This is a genomic window from Sphingopyxis sp. J-6 (genome assembly GCF_046603995.1).
Lineage (GTDB): Bacteria > Pseudomonadota > Alphaproteobacteria > Sphingomonadales > Sphingomonadaceae > Sphingopyxis.
In genome coordinates this window covers 3606725-3632699 of the sequence record NZ_CP145810.1, presented here as the reverse complement: position 1 = coordinate 3632699, position 25975 = coordinate 3606725, and the positions used below count along the sequence as shown (strand labels likewise).

Below are 25975 nucleotides of genomic sequence, written 5' to 3'. Positions count from 1 at the left end.
GGTTTCACCTCGAAACGAAAAAATCTTACCAAAAGATTCGGGAGAGCGGACATGCATGATCTGGTGATTCGCGGCGGCACCGTCGTCGATGGGTTGGGCGGCCAGCCGTTCGTGGCGGATGTCGCGATCGATGGCGACCGTATCGTCGCGGTCGGCGAAAATCTCGGCGCCGGGCGCGAGGAGATCGACGCCAGCGGCAAGATCGTCACCCCCGGCTTCGTCGACGTCCACACCCATTATGACGGGCAGGCGACATGGGATGCCGAAATGGCGCCGTCGAGCTGGCACGGCGTCACCACGGTCGTGATGGGCAATTGCGGCGTCGGCTTCGCCCCCGCCAAGCCCGACCGCCACGACTGGCTGATCTCGCTGATGGAAGGCGTCGAGGATATCCCCGGCACCGCGCTCGCCGAAGGCATGTCGTGGGACTGGGAGACCTTCCCCGAATATATGGACGCGCTCGAAAAACTGCCGCGCACCGTCGACGTCGCGTGCCACGTCCCGCACGGCGCGGTGCGCGCCTATGTGCTCGGCGATCGTGAAAAGCCCGGCGCGATCCCGACCGACGCGGACATCGCGGAGATGTCGCGGATCGTCGAGGAAGGGGTGCGCGCAGGCGCGCTCGGTTTCTCGACCAGCCGCACCGTGCTCCACAAATCGGTCGACGGCGAACTCGTCCCCGGCACCACCGCGACCGCCGAGGAGCTGATCGCGATCGGCCGTGCGATGGGCCGTGTCGGCTACGGCGTGTTCGAAATGGCGAGCGACATGAAGCGCGAGTGGAACGAGTTCCAGTGGATGGGCGATCTCAGCCGCGAAACCGGGCTGCCGGTAACCTTCGCCGCGCTCCAGTCGATCGCCAAGGAATTGCCGCTCGAAGAACAGATTGCCGAGATGCGCCAGCAGAATGCCACCGGCGCGAACATCGTCGCGCAGATCGCGCTCCGCGGCAACGGCGTGATCATGGCGTGGCAGGGGACGGTGCACCCGTTCCGCTTCAAGCCGGCGTGGAACGAGATCATCGACCTGCCGTGGGCGCAGCAGCTTGCGCATCTGAAGGACCCGGCGTTCCGCAAGCGCATGGTCGAAGAGGCGAATGTCTGGCCCGAAAGCGACATCCTCGACTTCCTGAAGATCGTCGCCGAGGGCTGGCCCGTCCATTTCGAGATGGACCCCGATTTCAACTATGAGCCGAAGATGGACGAAAGCATCGCCGGCCGCGCCGCGGCGGCGGGCGTCTCGCCGGCCGAATATGCCTACGACCTCCTCATGAAGGACGACGGCAAGGGCTTCATCTATTTCCCGATCCTCAACTACCGCGACGGCAATCTCAACTTCCTCGAGGATCTGCAGGCCGCGAACGATACGGTGAACAGCCTGTCCGACGGCGGCGCGCATTGCGGGACGATCTGCGACGCCGCGTCGCCGACCTTCATGCTCCAGCACTGGGTGCGCGACCGGGCGGGCAAGCGCATCGCGCTCGAACATGCGATCCAGCGCCAGTGCCGCGATACGGCGCTGCTCTACGGGCTCGAGGATCGCGGCGTGCTGGCGCCGGGCTATCTCGCCGACCTCAACGTCATCGACATGGATGCGATCAAGCTCGGCAAGCCCTGGCTCGCCTTCGACCTGCCGGCGGGCGGCAAGCGCCTGCTGCAAAAGGCCGACGGCTATGTCGCGACGGTGAAGTCGGGGGTGGTGACCTTCCGTGACGGCGCGATGCAGGGACCGACCCCGGGCGGCGTGATCCGCGGCCCGCAGCGCGTCGAAATGGCAATGGCGGCGGAATAGTGCGCGCCGTCCGGCTGCGCGCACCGGCCTCCCTCGACAATCTCGTTCCGGCCGATCTCGCCGACCCCGGCGATCCCGGGCCGGGGGAGATTCGGGTGCGGCTGGCGGCCTCGTCGCTCAATTTCCATGACTTCGCCGTCGTCGCGGGGATGATCCCCGCCATCGACGGCCGCATCCCGATGTCCGACGGCGCGGGGACGGTCGAGGCGGTGGGTGAGGGCGTCAGCGACTTTCGCGTCGGCGACGCGGTCGTATCGCTCTTCTTCCCCTTCTGGGACGATGGCGCGCCGCCGCAGCATGCTTTCACGCAGGTCCCGGGCGACAGCATCGACGGCTATGCACGCGAGCTGGTGGTGACGCCGCAGCATTGGTTCACGCATGCGCCAAAGAGTTATTCGGCTGCCGAAGCGGCGACACTGACCTGCGCCGGGCTGACCGCGTGGCGGGCGCTGTTCGTCGATGGCGTCACGCAGCCGGGTTCGACGGTGCTCGTGCAAGGCAGCGGCGGCGTCTCGGTGTTCGCGCTGCAATTTGCAAAAGCGGCAGGGGCGCGCGTGATCGCGACAAGCTCGTCCGACGCGAAACTCGAACGGCTGAAGGCGCTCGGCGCCGATGAGCTGATCAATTACAAGGATGTCCCGGCATGGGGCGCGAAGGCGCTCGAACTGACCGGCGGGCGAGGGGTCGATACGGTCGTCGAAATCGGCGGTGCCGGCACGCTGGACCAGTCGATGGTCGCGACGCGTGTCGGCGGTCATGTCGCGCTGATTGGCGTGCTCGCGGGAATCGCGGGTCCGGTGCAGACCGCGCTGCTCATGCACAAGAATCTGCGCGTGCAGGGACTGACCGTCGGGAGCCGGGCGCAGCAACTCGCGATGATCGCCGGGATCGAGGCGAACGGGATCAAACCGGTCCTCGACCAGCATTTCCCGCTCGAAAATCTTTCCGATGCCTTTCGCCATCAGGCGTCGAACGCCCATTTCGGCAAGATCATCGTCGATATTTAAGGGGCGAGGAGGTCCGCCGGCAGCGTCGGTTCGCCGAGGATCAGCGCCATGCGCCGCCAGATTTCGTCGCGGTCGGGAGAGCCGCGCTCGATGAAGGCGCGCACCATCTCCTCGCCAATGCCATAGTTGATCACATAGCTGCGATACTGGTCGGTGAAGGTGACCGACTGTTCGGCGCGCTGGGGCGAGAAAAGCAGATATTTCTGCGTCAGCGCGAGCGCGGTCGGCCGGTCGATCTGGCCGTCGAGATATTGCTGCGCGATGGTCAGCCGCGCCCCCTGCAACAGCTTCATCGCATCGAGAAGCTGCCAGTAACGGTCGTCGCTCGGCGGCGCGATCTCGGCCAGCGGCATCAGCACGTCGCGCTCGGTATCGGGGCGGGTGCGGTCGGGGAAGGCAAGGTCGATGCCGTAATTGGCGGTGCCCTCGGCGATCAGGCTTTGCGGGCTATAGAGCGGATAGACGCTATACTCGGCCCAGCCGCGGCCCTTCACCAACTGCTCCTCGATCTTCATGTTGAGCAGATGATGGCCGGGATAGCCTTCGTGGCAACCGAGGTCGAGCGCGCGCGACAGGCGGATCGGCAGGTCGGTGTTGACCTGGATGATACTGTGGTAGCCGCCCTGGTAATAATTATAGCCGCTCCAGCTTTTGCCGGTGACGAACTGCAGGTCGAAGCTTTCGCCCTCGGGCATCGCGACATGCGTGGCGGTGCGGCCGCGACAGCGGGCGATCGCGGCGTCGAATACCTTTTGCAGCCGCTCCTTGGGGATGGTGAAGCGATCGAGATAGGCCTCGACGCGGGTTGCGAGGTCGCCGGGTCCCGGCACCAGCGCGTCGATCGCCGCGAGCTGCACGTCGTAACTCGCCAGCGGCTTGAGGTCGGGGCGCACCCCGAACAGCCGCTCGGCCTCTTCGGCAAAGGGAAAGCGCGTGCCGTCCATCATCATCAGCCGCGTTTCGGCGGCGCGAAGCTGGGCGCGGAGGAAGGCGCTGCGCCGCTTCTCGATCGGGTCCGACAGGTCGGGGGCGATGCCGTCGAGCTTGGCCATCAACTGCCGCGCCGCCGCGAGCAATGCCGCCTTGTCGCGCGGCGAGGCGATCGCCGCGTCGAGCAGGCTGGGCGGGCCGTAATAGGCGTCGATATAACCCTTTTCGTGCGTGCCGATCTCGAGGCTGAGCAGCACATAGGCGGTCGCGACCGCGTCGATCGTCTGCGTCGCGAACATCGCGGCGGCGGGATCGGCGGGGCTTGCCGGGGCGGGCCAGTCGGCGGTCGGCGCAGGAAGCGCGGGTGCGGGGCCGGGCGCCGGTAGCTGCCTGGCGCCCGAAACGACTTCGAGCCGCCGGACGTCGATTGTCGGAATATCCTTCGCCGCCCGCGTGGTCAGCGCGGGCGCTTCGCCGGACGGCGCAGCCGGCGTTGCGGCGGGCGGGGCCGGTTGCGTGCTACCCTGCGCCGCGCGCTGCTGCGCCTTGCGCTGCGCGACCGTGCGCTTCATCTCGGGGTCGAGCGAATAGCAGCCCGAGAGAGTGACGGCGGCGGTCAACGACAGCGCCATCGCCTTTCGCCAGCGGGATGTCATGCGTTCGCTCTCCCTTCGGGTTCGCATGTGTCGTTAACGTCGCCGTCGCTTGCGATTTCGGCGTCGGATTCGGTTTCGATCCGGTCATGCTCGGGATGGAGCGGGGTGAAGCGCAGCACCGCGAAACCGGCCAGCGCTGCGACCAGCGATCCCATCAATATGCCGATCTTGGCTTCCTCGACCAGCGTCGCGTCGCCCGGGAAGGCGAGCCCGCCGATGAACAGGCTCATCGTGAAGCCGATGCCGCAGAGCAGCGAAACGCCATAGATTTGCGGCCAGGTCGCGCCGCGCAATTTGCCCGCGATGCCGAATTTGACCGACAGCCAGACGCTGCCGAAAATACCGATCTGCTTGCCGAGGAACAGCCCCGCGGCGATGCCGAGGGGCAGCGGCGCGAAGATCTGATCGACGGTGAGCCCGCTCATGTCGACCCCGGCATTGGCAAAGCCGAACAGCGGCACGATCGCGAAGGCCACCCATGGATGCAACCCATGTTCGAGCCGGTGGAGCGGCGAGGTCGCACTGTCGGGGGCGCCCGGCGTCCGATCGAAAGGAATGGCCATCGCCGCGAGCACGCCGGCGATCGTCGCGTGCACTCCCGACAGGAGCATCGCGTACCAGAGCAGGACGAACATCAGCAGATAGACGATCAGGCTGCGAACGCCGAGGCGATTGCAGGCGAACATCGCGCCGACGATTGCGGCCGCCGCGGCGAGCGCCACGACATTGATCTTGGCGGTGTAGAACAGCGCGATGATCGCGACCGCGCCCATGTCATCGACGATGGCGACGGTGACGAGGAACAGCTTCAGCGACGTCGGCGCGCGCTTGCCGAGCAACGCCAGCACGCCGATGGCAAAGGCGATATCGGTGGCGGCCGGAATCGCCCAGCCTTGCGCGAGCCCCGGCGTTCCCCCTGCGAAGAGCATATAAAGCGCGGCGGGCACCGCCATCCCTGCGGCAGCGGCGATGAAGGGGAGGCGCCGCCGATCCCAGCTCGCCAGCCGCCCGTCGACGAACTCGCGCTTGATCTCCAACCCGACGAGCAGGAAGAAGACCGCCATCAACCCGTCGTTGATCCAGAGATGGACGGTCATCGGGCCAAGCTTGTCGGTGAGCACCGGCCCCGTCACCGCATGGATGACATGGAGATAAGTTTCGCCGAAAGCCGAGTTGGCGACAATCATCGCCAATATGGCTGCAAAAATCAGCAACATGCCGCCGGCGCTCTCGCTTTCGAGAAAATCACGCAAGGCGGAGCGGGGGGCGGATTTGCTGGGCATAACGGGCGTGGAGGACCTTTCGGGACAGGGGTATCGCAAATTCTCCTAGCGCGGGGACCCGCCAGCGTCACCCTTTACAAAAAACATCGCGCCATTACCCAAGACGGGTCGGTGGCGAGGCGCCATCGATTGGGGGTGGGGCCAGCAGGGTGGAGCTGTCGACCGCAGGACTGGAGTGGCTGGTGCATGCCGCCGGGCATGAACTGATGCTGTTCGCATCGGTCGGCATCCTGCTGATCGGGCTCGACGACCTGCTTTTCGATGCGCTGTGGATCGCGAGCCGGCGCGCGGCACCGGTCCCTCGCGCCGCGCCGTCGCGGCTCGACGGGACGATCGCGATATTCCTGCCGGCGTGGAAGGAAGACGCCGTGCTCGCCGCCACCCTGCGGCGGACGCTCGCGGCATGGGACGGCGAAGATTTCCGGCTCTACGTTGGCTGCTATCCCAATGATGCGGCAACGCTTTTCGCGGTATCGCCGCTGATCGCCCGCGATCCCCGGTTGCGCCTCGTGATCGGCGGGGAGGACGGGCCGACCACCAAGGGCGACAATCTCAACCGGATGTGGGCGGCGCTCGGCGAAGACGAGCGCGCGGAAGGGCGGCGCTTCGCCGCGATCGCGCTCCATGATGCCGAGGATCATGTCCATCCGGAGGAACTCGACCTCTATCGCCGCCATCTCGGCGCTTATGCGATGGTGCAGATTCCGGTGGTGCCGATCGTCGGCCGCGGCCCGCAATGGGTCGCCGGCCATTATGGCGACGAATTTGCCGAAGCGCATGGCAAGGAGCTGGTGCTGCGTTCGCGGCTCGGCCTGCCGATCCCGTCGGCTGGGGTCGGCTGCGCGCTCACGCGCAATGCGCTGGCTCTTCTGGCGCTCGACCGCGGCGGCGAACCCTTTCGCGCCGATAGCCTGACCGAGGATTATGAGGTCGGCATGCTGATTGCGGGCTATGGTCTTGCGGCGCGTTTCGTCGATGCACCCGGCACCCGCGGCGGGCGGATCGTGTCGCAGGGCGAATTCCCCGACGAATGGGAAAAATCGGTGAAGCAGAAGTCGCGGTGGATCACCGGAATCGCGCTCGCCGGCTGGGAGCATCTCGGCTGGCTCAGACCGGCTGCGGCAAACGAGCCGGCGAGCCGGACATGGTTGATCCGCTGGATGCTTTGGCGCGACCGGCGCGCGCCGCTCACCGCGACCATCCTGCTCGCCGCCTACGCCGCCTTCGTGCTCGTCACCGTCGGGTTCACCGGCGAAGTCCTGCTCGGCTGGCGTCCCGTAACCTCCGATGCGGCGATGGACCTGCTCCTCGGGCTCAATGCGATGCTGCTGATGTGGCGGCTCGGCATGCGCGGCTATTTCACGGCGCGATGCTATGGCTGGCGGCAAGGCGTCTTTTCTTTTCCGCGGGCGCTGGTCGCCAACATCATCGCGATCCTCGCGGCGCGCCGGGCCATCGTCGCCTATTGGCGGATCCTTCGCTCGGGACAGGTCGTGTGGGAAAAGACCGAGCATCGCGAAGCGGGATGCGAGGCAGCGCCGGTGACCGTGCGGTGACGGCCGCGCGCCGATCGGGGCTGCGGCCGCTGCGCGATGCGCCCGCGCTGCGTTTCCTGGCGCTGTTTCTCGGCGCGTGGGTGGCGGTTCGCGTCGGGGCGCTATGGAATCCCGCGGTGCCGGTGCCCCCGGCGGTTACGCCGCCGTGGGCGGCGCCGTCGCCCTTTGCCGCAGCGACGCTGCCGCCAATCGGCGTAAACCGGACAGGCGATCTTGTGATGCGGCCGGTTGCGTCATCGTGGACTAGGCCGCTTGCCTCGCCGCCGCTCCGGCGAGCTGCGCAACCCAGCGACGATCCGTTGCCGCTCACGGTGGTGGAGGAAAAGGCTCCAACAAATCATCTCGGCGCCGACCGCCACAGCCTTCGCCTCGCACTTATGGCGAGGCTTCTGCCCGCTCCCTTGGGCGGAAATATGCGAACGGCGCTGCCCGCCGGAGGCGCCGCGTGGTGGCCGGTCCCCGCCGCGGCGCGCGCCGAACCGGGACGGGCGAAGCCCTTCTGGATGCAGCGACAACTGGCCGGATGGTCGCTCGGCGGCTGGCTCTATCTGCGTCAGGGGAGCGGCGACGCGCCCGGCGGGATCGCCGGGCCAGGTCAGCTAGGCGGCAGCCAGGCCGGGCTGCGGATCGCCCATGGCCTCGACGAAACCGGCCGTGCCCGCGCCTATGCGCGCGCGACGATGGCGGTCCAACGCCCGCGGCAGCGTGAAATCGCATTGGGCCTTGCTTATGCACCGGTTGCGCGCTGGCCCGTCGATATCGCGATCGAACAGCGGCTGGCCGTCGGCCCGGAGGGCCGCACGGCGCTGGCCGCGACAGTCAGCGGCGGGGTGAGCGGAGCGCCGCTGCCCGGCGGTTTCCGGCTCGACGCCTATGGGCAGGCGGGGCTCGTCGGCGTGCATCGCCGCGACGGCTTCGTCGATGGTGCGGTGGTGGTCGACCGGCGGCTGGGACGCGACGAGGATGCGCCGCTGCGGCTCGGCGCGCTTGCGGCGGGCGCGGCCCAGCCCGGCGCGGCGCGCGTCGATGTCGGTCCGCGGCTGACCTTGCGCCTCCCAAAGGTGGGCGAGGGCAGCCGGATCGCGCTCGACTGGCGGCAACGTGTCGCCGGCGATGCGGCGCCCGAAAGCGGCCTCGCGCTGACCCTCGCCGCCGACTTCTGAATTTGCGGAAAATTTAGGCGATGGTGCGGATTCCCCGCCCCCGAAAAATGGTCTAGGATCGCCGGAACCGGCGCGGTTCCAGCGCCGCGAAACGATCTCGGGGCCCATGGACCTTTATCTTCCCGTCGCCAATCTGTCGGTCAATGCGCTGGTCATCATCCTGCTCGGCGGCGGCGTGGGGTTCCTGTCGGGCATGTTCGGGGTCGGCGGCGGCTTCCTGACCACACCGCTGCTGATCTTCTATGGCATCCCGCCGACGGTCGCGGCGGCATCGGCAGCGACGCAGGTGACGGGGGCCAGCGTGTCGGGCGTGATGGCGCATCTCGAGCGCGACGGCGTCGACCTGCGCATGGGCGCGGTGCTCGTGGCGGGCGGACTCCTCGGCTCGCTGATCGGCGCCGGGCTGTTCGAATTGCTCACCGCTTGGGGCCAGATCGATACGACGATCAACATCCTGTACGTCGCCCTGCTCGGCACCGTCGGCAGTTTCATGGGGCGCGAGGCATGGGGGTCGTACCGCGCGGCGCAGGCGGGGCTTCCCGCGCCGGCGCGCAAGCGGCGCCACCACCCGATGGTCGCCAACCTGCCGCTGCGCTGGCGTTTCTATCGCTCGGGCCTCTATATCTCGCCGCTCGCGCCGCTATTGCTCGGCATGGCGGTCGGCATCCTGACCATGCTGCTCGGCGTCGGCGGCGGTTTCATCATGGTCCCGGCGATGCTCTACCTGCTCGGCATGGGGACGCAGGTCGTCGTCGGCACCTCGCTGTTCCAGATCCTGTTCGTGACGATCGCGACGACGATGGTCCATGCGATGACGACCGGCGCGGTCGACATCGTGCTGGCGGGGCTGCTGCTGCTCGGCAGCGTCACCGGCGCGCAGTTCGGCGCACGCTTCGCGCAGAAGGTGAAACCCGAATATCTGCGCATGGCACTCGCGGCGATCGTGTTGCTCGTCGCGCTGCGCATGGCGGTCGATCTCTTCATCCGCCCCGAAGAAATCTACACGGTGCAATGAGAAACGCGTGCGCCCTGGCTCTGGCGTGCGCGGCGCTGCTGCTCCCGGCCTCGGCTGCGGCGCAGGGGAGCGATCCGCGGCTGGTCCCCGACGTGTCGAGCCGCGCCATCGATATCCAGTACAGCTTTACCGGCGAGGAACTGCTGCTGTTCGGCGCGATCCTTTATCCGGGACAGCGGCTGCCCGACGACCGCGCCGATATCGTCGTGGTGTTGAAGGGACCGGTGCGCCCGATCGTGCTGCGCGAAAAGCGCCGCGTCGCGGGTATCTGGGTCAACGCCAACAGCATCCGCCTGCGGACCTCGCCGGGCTTTTATGCCATCGGCTCGTCGCGCCCGATCGACAAGCTGGTCGACGAACGCACCGCCGCGATTTTCGAACTGGGGCTCAATAACCTGTCGATGTCGCCGAGCGGCTTTTCGGAGGCGAAGAAGCTCGAGCGTTTCGAGGGCGGGCTGATCGACCTTTATCGCCGCCTCGGGCTTTTTTACGAGAATCCGGCGGCGGTCGAAATCAGCGAAGGCGTGCTCTACCGGGCGCGTATCCCGGTGCCGGCGCGCGTCCCGGTCGGCACCTATCGCGCCGAAACCTATCTGATCAGCCGCGGCCGCGTGCTCGCGGTGGCATCGCGCGACGTCCAGATCCGCAAGGCAGGCTTCGAACGCTTCGTCGCGCTCGCGGCGCAGCGTCACGGCTTTCTCTACGGGCTGGCGGCGGTGTTGCTGTCGCTCGTCCTCGGATGGGGTGCATCGGCCATTTTCCGCCGCCGTTAGGGCGAGCTCGGGGCGCTGCGGACGACCATAAGCGCTTTATTTACCAACTGGTGCGATAAGTTGTCCGGGATCAATTTGAGGCGGGGCAACGGAATGGACAGCCAGGGCGGCGCGATCGGCGCCGGGGACATGACGGCGGCACAGCACGTCCGGCTCGCCGGCGGCGGCACCGTCGCTCCTGCTGCGCCCGTTGCGCCGGTGACGGCGCATCATCGCGACGACCTGCTGATCGGCGAAGTGATCGATATTTCGGGTTCGGCGTCGCGCATCCTGATCGACTCCGCCGTGATCGGCCAATTGTCGTCATCGACCGACATGGCGGTCGCGATGGCGGGGCAGGTCGGCGCGCAGGTCAAGGTCCGCGTCGGCAATGTGTGGCTCGTCGCGAGCATCCGCGACCAGCAGCTCCACGAACAGGGGCAGGGCGTCATCGTCGCCTCGATCGACTTCCTCGGCGAAGGCGACGAGGAAAAGATCACCGGCCGCATCCATAATTTCCGCCGCGGTGTCACGCGCTACCCGGTGCCGGGCGGTAAGGTTTATGCGGCGACCAGCGCCGATCTCAAGCAAATCTATGCCGCCGACGAACGCGCGCATGTCGAGATCGGGACCGTCTATCCGACCAAGGATATTCGCGGTTCGCTCTATGTCGACGCGATGCTCGGCAAGCATTTCGCGCTCCTCGGTTCGACCGGTACCGGCAAATCGACCAGCGCCGCGCTGATCCTCCACAAGATCTGCGAACTCGCGCCGCAGGGTCATATCGTGATGATCGACCCGCACGGCGAATATTCGGCGGCGTTCAAGGGCACCGGCGCGCTGTTCGACGTCGACAATCTCGCGATGCCCTATTGGCTGATGAATTTCGAGGAACATTGCGAAGTGTTCGTCACCAGCGAGGGCCGCGACCGGCAGGGCGACTGCGACGTGCTCGCCAAATGCCTGTTGCAGGCGCGGCAGAAGAACCGGCTGGCCGAGGGGATGAACAAGATCACCGTCGATTCGCCAATTCCCTATCTGCTCTCCGATCTCCTCAGCATTCTCAGCAACGAGATGGGCCGGCTCGACAAGGCGACGTCGAGCGCGCCCTTCATGCGGATCAAGGGCAAGATCGAGGAAATGCGCGCCGACCCGCGCTATAACTTCATGTTCTCGGGCATGCTCGTCGCCGACACCATGGCCAGTTTCATCGGCAAGATCTTCCGCCTGCCGTCCGACGGCCGGCCGATCTCGATCATCGACGTGTCGGGGGTGCCCTCCGACATCACCAGCGTCGTCGTTGCGGTGCTGTCACGGCTGACCTTCGACTATGCGATCTGGTCGCGCGGCGAGCCGCAGCGCCCGATCCTGCTCGTCTGCGAAGAGGCGCATCGCTACATCCCGGCGAAGGATGTCGGGCAGGGGCAGGCGGTGCGCAAGATCCTCGAACGGATCGCCAAGGAAGGCCGTAAATATGGCGTGTCGCTGGGGCTGATCACCCAGCGCCCGTCGGACCTTGCCGAAGGCGTGCTGTCGCAGTGCGGCACGATCATCTCGATGCGCCTCAACAACGAGCGCGACCAGCATTTCGTGAAGGCGGCAATGCCCGAGGGCGCGCGCGGTTTCATCGATTCGATCCCGGCGCTCCGCAACCGCGAATGCATCGTCTGCGGCGAGGGCGTGTCGATCCCGATCCGCGTCTATCTCGACACGCTCGAAGAGGAAAAGCGGCCCGCGTCGAGCGATCCGCTGTTCTCGAAGCTGTGGCGCGAGACCGGCGGCGAAGCCGAGATACTCGAACGCGTCGTCAAGCGCTGGCGCAGTCAGGGTCGGTAAGAGCCTCCATCAGTTTCCGTTCGTGTCGAGCGAAGTCGAGACACCCCGATGGCAAGCGCTAGACCGATGGGCATCTCGACTTCCACCGAAGGTGGAAGTTTATCCCGAGCGCCTGCCAAGGCAGTCGAGGGGCTCGATGCGAACGGGATTTCAGGGTTACCCCTTCGGCGGCTCCCACAATTCGATCGGATTGCCTTCGGGGTCGTGAACGCGTGCGAAACGACCGACCGATGGGTCGTCCCACTCCTGCTTGGTGATGATCTCATCGCCCGCGGCGCGGAACGGCGCCAGCACCGCGTCGAGATCGTCGACGCGCAGGTTGATCATATACTGGCGGTCGGCCGCGAAATAATCGGTATCCGCCTTGAAGGGCGAAAAGACGAGCGGACCGGCGGTGACGTTCCACACCCATTCGTTCGGCGGGACGCTCTCGTCGGCGCTGCAGCCGCCGCCGACGCCGAGCCGCTCGCGGTACCAGGCGTTGAGCGCGGCGGGATCGCGCGCCCGGAAAAACAATCCGCCGATGCCTTTGACATGTCCCATGGCCATCCTCCCTGATGGTGGTGATGCGACGAGACTAGGCGGCTTCGGTCAGCGAATCCACTCTCCGCTTTTCTGGAACTCTTCCTTGATCTGCCCCGACTGGTTGAGCCGCGGATCGCTGTAGGTCACCGGCGGCGTGGCGGGGGCCGGCGCGGCCGGCGTGCCGATATCGCGGCCCTGCTGCGCCATCGTGCCCGGCAGCGGCGCCGGTGCGACATCGGGCAGCGGCGCCGCGGCGGTGGCGCCCGCAATCGCCGGCAGCGGTCCGGCGCCGGGCGCGATCCCCTGTCCTTTGAGGATCGCGAGTTGCTGCGCGACGGGCAGATAGGGGCCGGGCACCGGTTCGCGGCCGAGATAGGGTGCGCGGAACGCGTCGGGCATGCCCCAGCGGCCGCGCCAGCGATGGAAGATATGCGCGCCGACGATATTCGTCATCACCAGGCTCTTGCCCCAGCGCGGCCAGATCGCCGTCGTGTGATAATGGGTCGCGAGGCCGACCTTGGGGAAGACATAGCCGCCAAGCGCCGCCGACGCGATGCGGCTCGCGCGGAGCCAGTTGGGCTTGCTCGGCGCGCGCGCCATCGCGCCGTCGCAACTGAAGGTGAACTGGCACACGCCCGCGCGCTGCGACCCCTGGAAGACGACGCCGCAGATCGTGTTCGGAAAGCTCGGGTGACGGGCGCGGTTGATAATCACCTGCGCGACGCCGCGCATGCCGTCGTCGCTTTCGGACGCGGCCTCGTAATAGATCGCCGAGGTAAGGCAATAATGGGCGCGTTCGCGGTCGAGCGCCGTAACGCCGCGAAAGACATAGCTTTTGGCCGGCGGCCCGACAAAGGCTTCGTCGCGCAGCGCTGCCGGATCGGCGGGGGGCAGGGCGGTCGCGTCGGCATAGCCCACGCTGTTCGGGTCGGGCAGCGTCGGGTCGATCTTCAGCGCCGCCTCATAATCCTCGGCGTTCATCACCGCCCAGCGTGCGGGGTCATAGGTTTTGAAGTTCAACGGCACGGTGACGCTGTACGGCCCGAACGGCGTATAGTCGCGCAGCCGTCCGCTCGCGAGCGCGAGGCCGAGGCACGCGACGATCACCGCCGCCGCCAGTGCGGTCCAGAACGAGCGGTCGGGTCCGGCGGGCTTCGGCGCCACCGGATCGAGCCACGCCGAGCGGGCCGTGAGGTTGAGTTCGGGCTTCATCCGCGTGTCGAAATTCCCATCCCGCCGCCGCACGACCGATTCGCGTGGAGGCGGGTCAGCCTGCATTATGCCCTGAAACGCCAACAAAATGTTTCATTCTCGATCGCATGTCCCGCAGGGGCACAGGCACGTCCGGGCCAATTAAGCGGTTCCGCCGCTCTGGCAAGCGATCGGTGGCGGGATAATGGCGCAAATGCGTCGCTTCAGGCCGTTGGCGTGGAATCGTCGACCGAATCGGGATCGTCCGCCGGTTCGCCGTCGGAGGTCGCGAGGAAGATGACCAATCGCCCGTCGTCCGGCCGGCGCATCACCGTCACGAACAGCGAGGGCGTGCCATCCGCAAGTTCGGCCGCGGCCCGATCGTCCTGAAAGCGGATGTCGGCGCCGGCGATTTCTTCCCGCTGCGCCTCATCGGCAAAATATTCGTCGGGGCTGTCGCCCGGCTGGAGGACGCCCCGCACATCGACATTGAACCGGTCCTGCGCGAGGATCGCGGCGGGATCGGTGAGCGCCGCGCCATCGCTGTCGACCCGGTCGGGCTCGCCGATCGTCGCGCCATATTCGGCGACATAGCCGAGGCCTTCGTCGGGATCGGCGTCTTGCGCCTGTGCTGGCGTGGCCATCAGCGCCGCCGATGCAAACAGGGTGCGGGAAAGGAATTTCAAGGCGGCCTCCTTCGTCAAATCGGCTATTTCTTCATTTCGGCGAGTGCCTGATAGGCATCGTGGACGAACGCGCCCTTCTGCGTTGCGTCGAAGGTCGCGGTGACGGTGCATTTGGTTCCCGTGTCCTTGCAGCGTTGCTCGGCATGTTTCCGGGCCTCCTTGTAATCGGGGCTCGACCCGACCCGGATCGACCGGCTCGCATCGACCGCGATGGTCAGAAAGGCGTCGGAAATCGTCCGGACCGCCTTGCACTTCGCACCGCTGTCGCGTTCGCATTGGGTCACCGCTGCGGTTTCGGCATCCTTGCCGCTCGTATAGCCCGAATTGACCCATATTTTCGCGCCCCAGTTACCCTCGGCGCTGCCGCTGTCGACCCACGCCGTCGATGCATAGATGCGATGGAAATTGCCCTTCGGCGGAAAGACGATCGCCTGGCTGACCGGATAGCCGATCTCCTCGATCCATGACGGCGAGTTGGTCGTGTTGATGACCTCGCAGATCGCCTGCTGTTCCTTCACGCACAGTTTCTCGACCTCCTTCCTTGCCTTGCCGTCGCTCGCTCCCGTGGCGGCCCACAGGGTGCCGAGGCCGTCGCGCGCGATGGCGATCGAGCCGTTGGCGGCGCCCGGCGTCAGCGTGCAGCCGGGGCCCATCGCTGCGGCGCAGGCGGCGAGCGCGGCTTCGCCCGCGGCGTCGGCGCTGCGATAGCCCGCGGCGGTCCAGACATCCGACGCTTCGGGGTGCCACGCCGCGACATAATAGCTGTTCACCCATTGCGTCGGCGGTCCCTGCGGCACCGGCGCCGCCGCTTCGTCGCGCACGCACAGCGGCACCCCGGCGACGCCATTGCCGCCCGGCGTCATGCCGACCATCCGCTCGCCGGGCCCGGGGCCGTTGCAGGGATAGGCCTGCGCCATCGCGGGCCGGGCCGGGAGCAGCAGGGCAAGCAGCATCGCGGCGAGAAAGGCCAGAACGACGGCGGTTTTTCGGGGGCGGTCGACAAGAGTTTGCATGGAAAGGACAATTCCTTCGATCAGTATAGCCTCTTTCGTTTCACATGTCGAAACCCGGCGGGCTGTGATCGTCACCATAGACGGACTCGCTTGCGTCGCTCCTTGGCTGCCACGGCTTTCGTCGGATCGTCGCGGAAACACAATATCCGGCGTTATCCTGCTGTTGACCAGCTTGCTCTATGAGCGGGGGCCATGGCCGGCACGTCCATCCCTTCCTATCGGCGCAGCGCGCGGACCGATTACCGCATGTGGCTGTTGCTCGTTTTCGGTACCGTCTTCTTCTGGGCCGGGTCGGTCATCGACCCCGCCGACAATTGCAGCGAAGACGGCGAGTGTGCCCCCTGGCTCGTCCCGCTTGCGCAAGGGCTGGGTGCGCTGGTCGCGGCGGGCGCGGCGATGAACATGCTCGCCAACCCCAACCGGGGCAGTTTCGTCGAGCCCGCAACGGGCGATCTGATCTGGTGGCAGGGCCGGATCGGCGCAACCGGCGGCGACGAAGGACGCATCCATCCGTCGCGCATCGCCAAGATCCGCATCGTCCGGCAAGAAGACAGCAACGATGTGGTCCACCTCTACGATCTCGACGGCGACCGGCTGTTCTGGTTCGACGAGGAGGTCATCCCCTGGCCCTATGAGCGCTGGGCCGGACGATTGGCTGCGGCCTGGCCGCATATTGCGGTCGAGGTCGTCGATTGACCCGGCCAGAGCTGCTCAGCGGGCGGATCAGGCAATAATATCGGCGTGGAACCAGTCGCCGCGCGGCGACGCCTCGATCGGCAGCCCGAACAGACGGGTGAGCGCGGCGCTGGTCAGCAGCCGGTCCTTGGTGCCGTCTTCGTCGATCCGGCCACCGCGCAATGTCACGATCCGCGAGATTTCGGGCAATATCTCCTCGATATGGTGGGTGATCAGCAGCAAGGTCGTGCCGCCGCGCGCGACGGCGCGGAGCATGTCGAGGAAATGATGCCGCGCCGCGGGGTCGAGCCCGGCGCACGGTTCGTCGAGCAGCAGGGCGCGGGGCCGGTGGGCGAGGGCGCGGGCGATCAGGACGCGGCGCGCTTCGCCGGTCGACAGGCTCGCCATGCTGCGCCCGGCGAGATGCGCCGCGCCAACGTCCGCGAGCGCGGCCTGCGACGCGTCGCGCATCGCCGGCGTCACCTCGTTATGCGCCCACAGCCCGCGCGCCGCGAAAAATCCCGAGACGACGCAATCGACGACTTCGAGCGGCGGATCGGCGTCGAAATCGAGCTGCATCGTCGACGAGACGATGCCGAGCAATTTCCGGAGGTCGAAGACATTCCAGTTGTCTTGCCCGAAAATTCGCACCTGCCCGCCGTAGAGCGGATAGATCTGGCGCGTGATCAGCTTGACCAGCGTCGACTTCCCCGATCCGTTGGCCCCGAGAATGGCGGTGTTCTCGCCCGGATGGAGGGTCAGCGCGGGAAGGTCGAGGATACAGGTTTCGTCCGCCATCACACGGGCATTGGCGATCGAAAGCAGGGGAGCATTATCGGACATGGCGCTGCCATGAGCACGACGCAGCGCGATGGGGAAGAGGGAATTGCGGGCTGCGAGTGCGGGAGCGAGGTGCCGATGGCTGATATGGCGTGGTGAGCGGGGACTCGTGTGCCCTCATTCGTCATCCCGAACTTGATCCGGGATACATCGCTGCGCTGAAGTTATGGACCCCTGATCAAGTCCGGGGTGACGATGATGGATGAGGCAGCTCCCAGCCACAACCGATCATCCAAACAAGAAGGGCCCGCATTCGCGTCGAATGCGGGCCCTTCTTGTTGGCAATGCGGCGCGATCAGCCTGCGATATGTTCGGCCAGCACTGTCAGGCCGGCCTCGTTGACCTCGGCAAAGCCGCCTTCGACTTCGATCGTCTCGGGCGCGGCGCCCTGCGTCTGGTAGATGGTCAGCGGGCCGTTGCGCAGCGTCGCCATGAACGGCGCATGGCCTTCGAGCACCGAGAAATCGCCCTCGCTGCCCGGTACGGTGACCATATAGACGTCGCTCGACCGCTCAAGGCGGGCGGGGGTAACGAGTTCGAACTTCAGGGCCATGTCAGTCTCTCATTTCCCTCCCGCACGAAGGCGGGAGGGGAATTGGGTAATTATGCAGCGTCGGCAGCCAGCTTGGCAGCCTTGGCGACCGCTTCCTCGATGCCGCCGACCATGTAGAAGGCCGCTTCGGGGAGGTGGTCATATTCGCCGTCGACAACGGCCTTGAACGACTTCACCGTGTCTTCGATCGCCACGAACTTGCCGGGGATGCCGGTGAAGACTTCGGCGACGTGGAACGGCTGCGACAGGAAGCGCTGAATCTTGCGCGCGCGGGCGACGACCAGCTTATCTTCTTCCGACAGCTCGTCCATGCCGAGGATCGCGATGATGTCCTGCAGCGACTTGTACTTCTGCAGCGTTTCCTGAACGCGGCGGGCGGTCTCATAATGCTCCTGCCCGACGGTCGCGGCGGTCAGCACGCGCGAGGTCGAGTCGAGCGGGTCGACCGCGGGGTAGATGCCGAGTTCCGAAATCGCGCGGCTCAGCGTCGTCGTTGCGTCCAAGTGGGCGAACGAAGTTGCGGGAGCCGGGTCGGTAAGATCGTCCGCGGGAACGTAAATGGCCTGCACCGAGGTGATCGAGCCCTTGGTGGTCGAGGTGATGCGTTCCTGCAGCGCGCCCATGTCGGTCGACAGGGTCGGCTGGTAACCCACCGCCGAAGGAATACGGCCGAGCAACGCCGACACTTCCGAACCCGCCTGCGTGAAGCGGAAGATGTTGTCGACGAAGAACAGAACGTCCTGGCCTTCTTCGTCGCGGAAATATTCGGCCATCGTCAGACCCGACAGCGCGACGCGGGCGCGGGCGCCCGGGGGCTCGTTCATCTGGCCGAACACCAGCGCCACCTTCGACCCGTCGGGGGTCGGGTTGCCGTCGGCGTCCTTGGCGATAACGCCGGCGTCGAGGAATTCGTGATACAGGTCGTTGCCTTCGCGGGTGCGTTCACCGACGCCCGCGAACACCGACACGCCGCCGTGGCCCTTGGCGATGTTGTTGATCAGTTCCTGGATGAGAACCGTCTTGCCGACGCCGGCGCCGCCGAACAGGCCGATCTTGCCGCCCTTGGCATAGGGGGCGATCAGGTCGATGACCTTGATGCCGGTGACGAGGATCGCGGCTTCGGTCGACTGGTCGACGAATTCGGGAGCCTTGGCATGGATCGGCGCCGACATGCCGGCGTTGACCGGACCGCGTTCGTCGATCGGGTCGCCGATGACGTTGAGGATGCGGCCGAGCGTCTGCGGGCCGACGGGCACGGTGATCTGCGCGCCGGTGTCGGTCACCGGCTGGCCGCGGGTCAGGCCGTCGGTCGCGTCCATCGCGATGGTGCGGACGGTGTTTTCGCCGAGGTGCTGCGCGACTTCGAGAACCAGGCGGTTGCCGTTGTTGTCGGTTTCGAGCGCGTTCAGAATGGCCGGCAGGGTGCCGGTGAACTGGACGTCGACGACGGCGCCGATGACCTGCGCGACGCGGCCCGTTGCGGTGCCGGCGGTTGCGGCGGCCTTGGGAGCGGCGGCCTTCTTCGGCGCAGCAGCCTTGGGCGCGGCGGCCTTCTTGGCAGGAGCCTTCTTTTCAGCGGGAGCGGTTGCCATGGTCTTCTTCCTTGGGTTGATCGATTACAGCGCTTCGGCGCCGTTTTCTTCGTGTTGCTACAGCGCTTCCGCGCCAGCAATGATTTCGATGAGTTCGGTGGTGATCGCCGCCTGACGCGTGCGGTTGTAAACGATGGTCAGCTTGTTGATCAGGTCGCCCGCGTTGCGCGTCGCATTGTCCATCGCGGTCATCGACGCACCCTGTTCGGATGCGGCATTTTCCAGCAGACCCTTGAAGATCTGGATGGTGACGTTGCGCGGCAACAGGTCGGCGAGGATCGCTTCCTCGTCGGGCTCATATTCGACCGCGGCGCCGCTCGACGTCGGGACGTCGGCCGGCGGCGGCACCGGGATCATCTGCTGGCCGGTGGCGATCTGAAGCAGCGCGGAGCGGAACTTCGAGTAGAAGAGATGCGCGACGTCGAAGGCGCCGGCTTCGTAAAGCTCCATCACTTTCGCCGAGATGTCGCTCGCCTGTTCGAAGCCGATGTCACGGATACCGGTCGTTTCATACTGCTCGATGATCTGGCCAGGGAACAGGCGGGCGATCACCGGGCGGCCCTTGCGGCCGACGAGATAGAAGAGAACCTTCTTGCCCTGCGCCTGCAATTCGAGCGCCTTATCGCGCGCCGCCTTGACGATGTTCGAGTTGAACGCGCCGGCGAGGCCGCGGTCGCTGTTGAGCACGACGAGCAGGTGCGTGTCGCTCTTGCCGGTGCCCGAAAGCAGCTTCGGCGCCGAATCCGACGCGCCGACCTTCGACGCGAGGCTGGCGACGACGCCTTCGAGCCGCTCGGCATAGGGACGCGCCGCTTCGGCCGCGGCCTGCGCCTTGCGCAGCTTCGCGGCGGCGACCATCTTCTTGGCCTTGGTGATCTTCTGGGTCGATTTGACCGAGACGATCCGCCCTTTGAGTTCCTTAAGCGATGCCATTACGGCCCCTCTTGTTCGTCAGCCCGGCGCGGGGCCGGGCTCACGGTAACTTGGCTTACGCGAAAATCTTGCCGAACGCTTCGAGCGCCGCGACCAGACCCTTTTTGGCGTCGTCGCCAAGGTCCTTGGTGTCGCGGATCGTCTTCAGCACATCGGCGTGGTCGCTGCGCAGATAGGCGAGCATCGCCTGTTCGTAGCGCGACACGTCGGTCGTCGCGACATTGTCGAGATAGCCGTTGGTGCCGGCGAAGATCGACGCGGTCTGCTCTTCGAACGGCATCGGCTGGAACTGCGGCTGCTTCAGGAGCTGCGTCAGGCGCGCGCCGCGGTTGAGCAGCTTCTGCGTCGACGCGTCGAGGTCCGAACCGAACTGCGCAAAGGCTTCCATTTCGCGATACTGCGCGAGCTCAAGCTTGATCGAGCCCGACACCTTCTTCATCGCCTTGGTCTGCGCGGCCGAGCCGACGCGGCTCACCGACAGGCCGACGTTGATCGCGGGGCGGATACCGGCGTTGAACAGGTTGGTTTCGAGGAAGATCTGGCCGTCGGTGATCGAAATCACGTTGGTCGGGATGTACGCCGACACGTCGCCCGCCTGCGTTTCGATGATCGGCAGCGCGGTGAGCGAACCCGAACCATTGTCGCTGTTCATCTTCGCGGCGCGCTCGAGCAGGCGGCTGTGGAGATAGAAAACGTCGCCGGGGTAAGCTTCGCGGCCCGGCGGGCGGCGCAGCAGCAGCGACATCTGGCGATAGGCGACGGCCTGCTTCGACAAGTCGTCGTACACGATCACGGCGTGCATGCCGTTGTCGCGGAAGAATTCGCCCATCGTCACACCGGCATAGGGTGCGAGATACTGCAGCGGTGCCGGCTCCGAAGCGGTCGCGGCGACGACGATCGAATATTCCATCGCGCCATTTTCTTCGAGCTGGCGGACGATCTGCGCGACGGTCGAGCGCTTCTGGCCGACGGCGACGTAGATGCAATAGAGCTTCTTGCTCTCATCGTCGCCCGCGTTGACCTCCTTCTGGTTGATGAAGGTGTCGATCGCGACGGCGGTCTTGCCGGTCTGACGGTCGCCGATGATCAGTTCGCGCTGGCCGCGGCCGACGGGGACGAGCGCGTCGAGCGCCTTGAGGCCGGTCTGGACGGGCTCGTGCACCGAGGTACGCGGGATGATGCCCGGCGCCTTGACTTCGACGCGCATGCGCTTGTCGGCCTTGATCGGGCCCTTGCCGTCGATCGGGTTGCCGAGGCCATCGACGACGCGGCCCAGCAGGCCCTTGCCGACGGGAACGTCAACGATCGTGCCGGTGCGCTTGACGGTGTCGCCTTCCTTGATCTCGCTGTCCGAGCCGAAGATCACGATACCGACGTTGTCGGCTTCGAGGTTGAGCGCCATGCCCTTCACGCCGTTGGCGAATTCGACCATCTCGCCGGCCTGGACGTTGTCGAGGCCGTGGACGCGAGCGATGCCGTCGCCGACCGACAGAACCTGGCCGATTTCGCTGACCGTGGCGTCGGTCCCGAAATTGGCGATCTGGTCCTTGATGACCTTGCTGATTTCAGCGGCGCGGATTTCCATTGTTTAGCCTTTCATCGCCTGTGCGAAGCTATTGAGACGGGTACGGATGCTGCCGTCGATCAGCTGGCTGCCCAGCTGGACGACGAGACCGCCAAGAATGGCGGGGTCGACGGTCGTCGCGACGGTGACGTCGCGCCCGACACGGGATTTGAGATTGGCGGTCAGCGCCTTGAGCTGCTCGGCGGTCAGCGGATGCGCGCTGGTGACCTGCGCCGTCACTTCGCCGCGATGCGCGGCGACGATCGCATCGAACGCGGCGATCATCTTCGAAAGGTCGGCGAGGCGGCGATTCTCGGCGAGCACGCCAAGGAACTTGGCGGTCAGCGAATCGAGCTTCAGCGACTTGGCGACCGCCGCAACGGCGTTCGCGGCATCGCTGCGGCTGACGACCGGGCTCTGGGTCAGTGCCGTGAGGTCGGCCGAATCGGCAAGGCCGGCTTTCAGCGTTGCAAGGCTCTTGGCGACCGCATCGATCTGATTCGATTCGCGGGCCAGATCGAACAGCGCGACCGCATAACGGCCCGCGAGGCCCGCCGTGATGTTGCCCTGAATGCCGCCGGAATTCTCCACGCGCGAAAGTCCTTTGCTACGATCCCGTGGGGGATGGGTCGCGCGCTTTTGTGGGGGATTCGACGAATGCCCCCCGCGCGAAGTCGCGGCGCGCCTAGCAACGATTTTGCTGCAATGCAAGGCGGGGGTTGGGCGCTAGTTGCAAGCGGATTGCGGAATCGCCTTTGCAGCCGCCTCATGCATTTTGTTCAACGTCTTTTGGACGGCCTTGGTTGCTCTTTCTCCGCTGCCCCCACGCTCGTCGAATACATCCTGTATCTCGCGCCATTGCTCGTGGGTGCAGACTTCGCCGCCGCCGACCGAGCTATGAAGCGAATAGGCGGTGATGCAGGCTGATCGGCCCAATTGGGGGTAGCAGTCGTTGAAATGCCGCACGGGTATCGCCGGCGCGTCTGCCCCTCCGACTTCTAGTCCCGCGGTTGCGATCGACAGCCGCTGATTAATCGCATCGCTATTTCTCCCTGCCAGTTTGCAGAGGCAGGATTGATTATGCAGCCTGTCGATCTCGGCAAACCGTTTCGTGGCTTCGGCCTTGCTGAAGACCTTCGCCGGTGATTCCTGTTTGGAGTCGCCGCAACCGGATATGAAGATCGCCGCCACGGCGGTGATGCCCAGCCTGAAGCGTGGCATTGCTTGCATTCCCGTCCCCCTCCCATAAACCGTCGTCGACGAACTAACATGGGAGATGGCGATGGGCGAGATGATCCGCATGACGATGGACGATGGCGCGGAAATCGCCGTCTATCATGCGCTGCCCGAAGGCGCACGCCGCGGCGGGCTCGTCCTGGTCCAGGAAATCTTCGGGGTCACCGACCATATCCGCGAGCTGTGTGACGAATATGCCGCCGACGGTTACGAGGTGCTGGCGCCCGCGCTGTTCGACCGTGAGCATCCGGGCTTCGAGAGCGACTATTCGGGGCCGCAGTTCGAGCGCGCGGTCGAACTCGCGCGCCAGCTCCATCCGTTCGAACAGAGCCTGAAGGACGCGCAGACCTGCATCGACGCGCTGAAGGGCAAAGGCCCGGTCTTCATCACCGGCTATTGCTATGGAGGGTCGGTCGCGTGGCGGATGGCGCAGATCAGCCCCGACTTGGCCGCGGCGTCATCCTATTATGGCAGCCTCGTCCCGACGCAGTTCGCCGATGAGGCGCCGCGATGCGCGACCATCGCCCATTTCGGCCGCTTCGACGGCGGCATTCCGATGGAAGGCGTCGAGGCGCTGATCGCCAGGGATCATCCGACCGCGCAGATATTCGTCTATGAGGCCGGGCATGGTTTCAACAGCGACCGGCGCAAGGATTATCACGAACCGAGCAGCGAACAGGCGCGCGAACGCACACTGATGCTGTTCAAGGCGTGCGGCGGGTAAGCGGGCCTGATCAGCCGCCTGTCGCACCCGCCGCCGCTGCGGCACCCGCAGTCGATTTCTGGCAGCGATAGACGAGCCGTTCGTTCGGGCTCGGCGGCAGCGCGCTGCGGATCGCTTCCTGCTGCGTCGTCAGCGCGGCGAGCGCGCCCGCGTCGGCGGTGCAGCCCTTGAGCGTCGTGCCGGCGCGAATCTCGCGCGCTTTCGCCATCGTCTCGGCATCGAGCAAATAGCGGTCGACGCGATATTCCTTCCCCGCCTGATCGATCGAGGCGACAGTGACCGTTGCTTCCTCGTTCGGTACCAGAATGCGCTGCCAGCGCCCGTCCGATCCCTGCGCATATTGGGTGCGGTCGTTGACGCAGCCGCCGCCGTGGATTTTTACCGGCACGTCGGTCGTCGCCGACACCGTCACGCGGCTGCGTTCGGGCTGGATGGTACAAAGATACTGCCCCTCGGCGAGTGCGGGCGCGGCGGTGCCGGTCGCGGCGCCCGGCGCGGGCGTGGCGGCCAGCTCGGCATGCGCGTCGGGGCGCGTCACGAACAGCACTGCGGCGCCGAGCACCAGCACCGCGCCGGCACCGCCGGCGATCTTGGCGTTGCGCATATTCTTCTGGCTGTAAAAGAGCAGGCCGGCGCCAGCGGCGAGCGCGCCGATCACGAACAGCACCCCGGCGAGCGCGATACGGTTCTCGCGCGAGGCCAGCGCCTCTTCCTCGGCGCGCGCCTGCCTGAGTTCGCGGTCGAGCTTCGCCGCAGCTTCCTTCGCGGCATTGACCTCGGCGCTCGCGCGGCTTTCGGCGTCGAGCGCGGCGCGGTCGCGAGCGTCGGCTTCGGCCATCGACAGGCAGGGCGTGCCGATGCCGGCATATTGCTGGTCGGCGTCGGCAAGGAAGCGCGTGAGTTCGCGCGTCGAGATTGCGAAGGCGAAGGGCGAATCGCCGTCGTCGGCGCGGGTGATCGCGGTGTTGATGCCGGTGATGCGGCCGCACCCGTCGACCAGCGGGCCGCCCGAATTGCCGCGCGAAATCTTGGCGGTGTGGACCAGCATCGCGACCCCGTCGACGGCCTGCGTGTTCGACAGATTGCCTTCGCTGCGCGTCGGGGTGCGCGGGGTGATATAATCGGCGGCGCTGCGCGCGGTCGCGAGGTCGACATTGCCCGGATAGCCGAGCGCAACGACGTCGGCACCCGATTCGAGCGGACCGGTATAAACCGCGGCGGCGGGCAGCCGGCCTTCGGTAATCTCGATCAGCGCGAGGTCGCGCGCCGTGTCGATCGCGATCAGCTTGCCGGCATAGCTTTTCTGCCCTTCGGACGGGACGACGCCCAAGGCGACATTGCCGGGATATTTGACCGCCGATTCGACGACATGTGCGTTGGTGACGATTCGCGTCGGCGAGATCGCGATGCCGCTGCCGTGGCCGAAGCCGACAACCTCGCCGTCGACCATCGCGACGGTGACGACGCGCACGACGCTGCGCGACGCGGCGCTGATATCGTCGGCGGCGCGGGCGGGAAGGGCCGGGGTCAGGCCAAGGGCGAAGAGGGCGAGCAGCAGCGTGAGGAGGCGGGTCATGGCGCGCAGACTAGCCGCCGCGGATGCGAAGGCAAGCGGTGCTAGATATAGGGGCCCCACATGACCATCCATGCCCCGGCGCTGCCGGCGAGGATGACGAGGGCGCAAAGTCCGAGCAGCCCCGCGACCGCCTTGCGCGCCGCCGGGGTGCCGGTCGCACCCGCGCGCAGATACAGTTCGGCGACGGCAAGCGGCAGCAGGGAATTGGCAAAGGCGAGGAACAGGTCGAACGGCCCGTCCATCGCCTTGCCGATGCCCGCGCCGCCGGTCGCGAGGCCCCATACCATATAGCCGACGCGCATGAACCACACCGCGCTCGCGACCGCGAACAGCCGGATCGCCCAGCGGCGGTGGTCGACGAAGCGCCGCGCATGCGCCGCTCGCCACGCCAGCCCGGCAAATGCGAGGATCAGCAGCGCGTCGAGCGTGATGCCGATCGCGCCGCCCAGCGCCAGCCATGTGCCGCGAATCCACGTCAGCCACAGCCCGCCGAGGGCAAGCGCGAGCGCCGAGAGCAGGTAGAGCCGGCCGTTCCAGCGATGGACCGCAGGCCAGCGGGACCGGATCGCCGGGACAAGCTGGACCAGCCCGCCGAGCGTGATGACCGCCGCCATCAGGACATGGACGGCGAAGAACAGGTTGCCCGCGGTGTCGCCCGCGACATGGCCGGTGATCAGCGGCTTGTCGTTCCACGCCGCGAAATTGCCGGTCAGCGTCGGCGGATAATAAAAGAGCAGGATGAAGGCGACGAAGAGTAGCTGCCCCGCCGCGATGGCGAGATAGCAGAGGGTCGCCGCGCGCCCCAGCCAGTCGGCGCGGCGTCCCTTGCGTGCGGGTGCGAAAGATGCGTCGATGGTCGCCATATCGCCAACTCCCGG

The 25975-nt window shown here is 66.4% G+C and carries 24 protein-coding genes; 9 read left to right on the top strand and 15 right to left on the bottom strand.

Translation table 11 applies throughout. The annotated features are described in order from the left end of the window. The first annotated feature begins 51 nt into the window (after positions 1 to 51). Both V6U71_RS17325 and V6U71_RS17320 read left to right on the top strand, forming a co-directional pair. Positions 52 to 1791, top strand: coding sequence for an N-acyl-D-amino-acid deacylase family protein (locus V6U71_RS17325; protein WP_411339600.1), 1740 nt, complete (start codon positions 52 to 54; stop codon positions 1789 to 1791). Continuing rightward, positions 1791 to 2798 carry a zinc-dependent alcohol dehydrogenase family protein gene (locus V6U71_RS17320; protein WP_411339599.1) on the top strand — a complete coding sequence of 336 codons (1008 nt, stop codon included), beginning with the start codon at positions 1791 to 1793 and terminating at the stop codon, positions 2796 to 2798. Before V6U71_RS17325 ends, V6U71_RS17320 begins: the two co-directional genes overlap by 1 nt. On the opposite strand, the gene V6U71_RS17315 is transcribed toward V6U71_RS17320, so the two are convergent. Together V6U71_RS17315 and nhaA are read right to left on the bottom strand one after the other, a co-directional pair. Continuing rightward, positions 2795 to 4384, bottom strand: coding sequence for a hypothetical protein (locus V6U71_RS17315; RefSeq protein ID WP_411339598.1), 1590 nt, complete (start codon positions 4382 to 4384; stop codon positions 2795 to 2797). The genes V6U71_RS17320 and V6U71_RS17315 overlap by 4 nt on opposite strands. Next, on the bottom strand, positions 4381 to 5667 hold the full coding sequence (nhaA, locus tag V6U71_RS17310) for a Na+/H+ antiporter NhaA (RefSeq protein WP_411339597.1): 1287 nt from the start codon (positions 5665 to 5667) through the stop codon (positions 4381 to 4383). Before nhaA ends, V6U71_RS17315 begins: the two co-directional genes overlap by 4 nt. Before the next feature lie 149 nt (positions 5668 to 5816). Between nhaA and V6U71_RS17305 the strand changes: the two genes are divergently transcribed. From V6U71_RS17305 to V6U71_RS17285, 5 genes are all read left to right on the top strand, one after another. Continuing rightward, positions 5817 to 7223 (top strand): glycosyl transferase family protein, encoded by a 1407-nt coding sequence (locus tag V6U71_RS17305; protein WP_411339596.1) that lies wholly within the window; start codon positions 5817 to 5819, stop codon positions 7221 to 7223. After that, positions 7220 to 8386, top strand: a complete 1167-nt coding sequence (locus tag V6U71_RS17300; RefSeq protein WP_411339595.1) for a hypothetical protein — start codon at positions 7220 to 7222, stop codon at positions 8384 to 8386. The genes V6U71_RS17305 and V6U71_RS17300 overlap by 4 nt, the downstream gene beginning before the upstream one ends. Before the next feature lie 106 nt (positions 8387 to 8492). After that, positions 8493 to 9401, top strand: a complete 909-nt coding sequence (locus tag V6U71_RS17295) for a sulfite exporter TauE/SafE family protein (RefSeq protein WP_054589090.1) — start codon at positions 8493 to 8495, stop codon at positions 9399 to 9401. Further along, positions 9398 to 10174, top strand: coding sequence for a TIGR02186 family protein (locus V6U71_RS17290; RefSeq protein WP_411339594.1), 777 nt, complete (start codon positions 9398 to 9400; stop codon positions 10172 to 10174). Before V6U71_RS17295 ends, V6U71_RS17290 begins: the two co-directional genes overlap by 4 nt. A gap of 93 nt (positions 10175 to 10267) precedes the next feature. Further along, positions 10268 to 11989, top strand: a complete 1722-nt coding sequence (locus V6U71_RS17285; RefSeq protein ID WP_411339593.1) for an ATP-binding protein — start codon at positions 10268 to 10270, stop codon at positions 11987 to 11989. A 156-nt stretch (positions 11990 to 12145) separates the two neighbouring features. On the opposite strand, the gene V6U71_RS17280 is transcribed toward V6U71_RS17285, so the two are convergent. The 4 genes from V6U71_RS17280 to V6U71_RS17265 form a co-directional block, all read right to left on the bottom strand. Further along, the gene (locus V6U71_RS17280; RefSeq protein WP_054731282.1) at positions 12146 to 12532 is read right to left on the bottom strand and encodes a VOC family protein; all 387 of its coding nucleotides are present in this window, start codon (positions 12530 to 12532) and stop codon (positions 12146 to 12148) included. A gap of 48 nt (positions 12533 to 12580) precedes the next feature. Beyond that, on the bottom strand, positions 12581 to 13792 hold the full coding sequence (locus tag V6U71_RS17275) for a cell wall hydrolase (protein WP_411339592.1): 1212 nt from the start codon (positions 13790 to 13792) through the stop codon (positions 12581 to 12583). A gap of 137 nt (positions 13793 to 13929) precedes the next feature. Continuing rightward, positions 13930 to 14391: a hypothetical protein gene (locus V6U71_RS17270; RefSeq protein ID WP_411339591.1), complete on the bottom strand. Its 462-nt coding sequence runs from the start codon at positions 14389 to 14391 to the stop codon at positions 13930 to 13932. A 23-nt stretch (positions 14392 to 14414) separates the two neighbouring features. After that, positions 14415 to 15404, bottom strand: a complete 990-nt coding sequence (locus V6U71_RS17265; protein ID WP_411339590.1) for a DUF4189 domain-containing protein — start codon at positions 15402 to 15404, stop codon at positions 14415 to 14417. A 192-nt stretch (positions 15405 to 15596) separates the two neighbouring features. On the opposite strand from V6U71_RS17265, the gene V6U71_RS17260 reads away from it, so the two are divergent. Continuing rightward, complete coding sequence (locus tag V6U71_RS17260; RefSeq protein ID WP_411339589.1) at positions 15597 to 16100, top strand: hypothetical protein; 504 nt, start codon at positions 15597 to 15599, stop codon at positions 16098 to 16100. 27 nt (positions 16101 to 16127) lie between these two features. Here the strand turns inward: V6U71_RS17260 and V6U71_RS17255 are convergent, their stop codons facing one another. The 7 genes from V6U71_RS17255 to V6U71_RS17225 form a co-directional block, all read right to left on the bottom strand. Continuing rightward, a complete protein-coding gene (locus V6U71_RS17255) occupies positions 16128 to 16922 on the bottom strand; it encodes an ABC transporter ATP-binding protein (RefSeq protein WP_411339588.1) in 795 nt (264 codons plus the stop codon). 292 nt (positions 16923 to 17214) lie between these two features. Continuing rightward, complete coding sequence (locus V6U71_RS17250) at positions 17215 to 17472, bottom strand: ATP synthase F1 subunit epsilon (RefSeq protein WP_411339587.1); 258 nt, start codon at positions 17470 to 17472, stop codon at positions 17215 to 17217. A gap of 50 nt (positions 17473 to 17522) precedes the next feature. Next, entirely contained in the window at positions 17523 to 19064 is a 1542-nt protein-coding gene (gene atpD, locus V6U71_RS17245) for a F0F1 ATP synthase subunit beta (protein ID WP_411339586.1), read from the bottom strand. 57 nt (positions 19065 to 19121) lie between these two features. Further along, a complete protein-coding gene (locus V6U71_RS17240; RefSeq protein WP_411339585.1) occupies positions 19122 to 19997 on the bottom strand; it encodes a F0F1 ATP synthase subunit gamma in 876 nt (291 codons plus the stop codon). A gap of 55 nt (positions 19998 to 20052) precedes the next feature. Next, positions 20053 to 21582: a F0F1 ATP synthase subunit alpha gene (gene atpA, locus V6U71_RS17235; protein ID WP_054731261.1), complete on the bottom strand. Its 1530-nt coding sequence runs from the start codon at positions 21580 to 21582 to the stop codon at positions 20053 to 20055. A 3-nt stretch (positions 21583 to 21585) separates the two neighbouring features. Continuing rightward, positions 21586 to 22152, bottom strand: coding sequence for a F0F1 ATP synthase subunit delta (locus tag V6U71_RS17230; RefSeq protein WP_411339584.1), 567 nt, complete (start codon positions 22150 to 22152; stop codon positions 21586 to 21588). Positions 22153 to 22287: 135 nt separating this feature from the next. After that, a complete protein-coding gene (locus V6U71_RS17225; RefSeq protein ID WP_411339583.1) occupies positions 22288 to 22863 on the bottom strand; it encodes a hypothetical protein in 576 nt (191 codons plus the stop codon). Here V6U71_RS17225 and V6U71_RS17220 point away from each other — a divergent pair. Next, positions 22844 to 23521 carry a dienelactone hydrolase family protein gene (locus V6U71_RS17220; protein WP_411339582.1) on the top strand — a complete coding sequence of 226 codons (678 nt, stop codon included), beginning with the start codon at positions 22844 to 22846 and terminating at the stop codon, positions 23519 to 23521. The genes V6U71_RS17225 and V6U71_RS17220 overlap by 20 nt on opposite strands. Positions 23522 to 23531: 10 nt before the next feature. Here V6U71_RS17220 and V6U71_RS17215 read toward each other — a convergent pair whose 3' ends face one another. Both V6U71_RS17215 and V6U71_RS17210 read right to left on the bottom strand, forming a co-directional pair. Then, positions 23532 to 25097 (bottom strand): S1C family serine protease, encoded by a 1566-nt coding sequence (locus V6U71_RS17215; protein ID WP_411339581.1) that lies wholly within the window; start codon positions 25095 to 25097, stop codon positions 23532 to 23534. Positions 25098 to 25138: 41 nt separating this feature from the next. Next, positions 25139 to 25960, bottom strand: a complete 822-nt coding sequence (locus tag V6U71_RS17210) for a DUF2306 domain-containing protein (protein WP_411339580.1) — start codon at positions 25958 to 25960, stop codon at positions 25139 to 25141. Between the last annotated feature and the right edge of the window lie 15 nt (positions 25961 to 25975).

Coding starts and splice junctions, on each gene's coding strand:
- V6U71_RS17325 (WP_411339600.1), top strand. CDS start 52: ATGCATGATCTGGTGATTCGCGGCGGCACCGTCGTCGATGGGTTGGGC.
- V6U71_RS17315 (WP_411339598.1), bottom strand. CDS start 4,384: ATGACATCCCGCTGGCGAAAGGCGATGGCGCTGTCGTTGACCGCCGCC.
- nhaA (WP_411339597.1), bottom strand. CDS start 5,667: ATGCCCAGCAAATCCGCCCCCCGCTCCGCCTTGCGTGATTTTCTCGAA.
- V6U71_RS17295 (WP_054589090.1), top strand. CDS start 8,493: ATGGACCTTTATCTTCCCGTCGCCAATCTGTCGGTCAATGCGCTGGTC.
- V6U71_RS17290 (WP_411339594.1), top strand. CDS start 9,398: ATGAGAAACGCGTGCGCCCTGGCTCTGGCGTGCGCGGCGCTGCTGCTC.
- V6U71_RS17285 (WP_411339593.1), top strand. CDS start 10,268: ATGGACAGCCAGGGCGGCGCGATCGGCGCCGGGGACATGACGGCGGCA.
- V6U71_RS17280 (WP_054731282.1), bottom strand. CDS start 12,532: ATGGGACATGTCAAAGGCATCGGCGGATTGTTTTTCCGGGCGCGCGAT.
- V6U71_RS17275 (WP_411339592.1), bottom strand. CDS start 13,792: ATGCAGGCTGACCCGCCTCCACGCGAATCGGTCGTGCGGCGGCGGGAT.
- V6U71_RS17265 (WP_411339590.1), bottom strand. CDS start 15,404: ATGCAAACTCTTGTCGACCGCCCCCGAAAAACCGCCGTCGTTCTGGCC.
- V6U71_RS17260 (WP_411339589.1), top strand. CDS start 15,597: ATGGCCGGCACGTCCATCCCTTCCTATCGGCGCAGCGCGCGGACCGAT.
- V6U71_RS17255 (WP_411339588.1), bottom strand. CDS start 16,922: ATGTCCGATAATGCTCCCCTGCTTTCGATCGCCAATGCCCGTGTGATG.
- V6U71_RS17250 (WP_411339587.1), bottom strand. CDS start 17,472: ATGGCCCTGAAGTTCGAACTCGTTACCCCCGCCCGCCTTGAGCGGTCG.
- atpD (WP_411339586.1), bottom strand. CDS start 19,064: ATGGCAACCGCTCCCGCTGAAAAGAAGGCTCCTGCCAAGAAGGCCGCC.
- V6U71_RS17240 (WP_411339585.1), bottom strand. CDS start 19,997: ATGGCATCGCTTAAGGAACTCAAAGGGCGGATCGTCTCGGTCAAATCG.
- atpA (WP_054731261.1), bottom strand. CDS start 21,582: ATGGAAATCCGCGCCGCTGAAATCAGCAAGGTCATCAAGGACCAGATC.
- V6U71_RS17220 (WP_411339582.1), top strand. CDS start 22,844: ATGGGCGAGATGATCCGCATGACGATGGACGATGGCGCGGAAATCGCC.
- V6U71_RS17225 (WP_411339583.1), bottom strand. CDS start 22,863: ATGCGGATCATCTCGCCCATCGCCATCTCCCATGTTAGTTCGTCGACG.
- V6U71_RS17215 (WP_411339581.1), bottom strand. CDS start 25,097: ATGACCCGCCTCCTCACGCTGCTGCTCGCCCTCTTCGCCCTTGGCCTG.
- V6U71_RS17210 (WP_411339580.1), bottom strand. CDS start 25,960: ATGGCGACCATCGACGCATCTTTCGCACCCGCACGCAAGGGACGCCGC.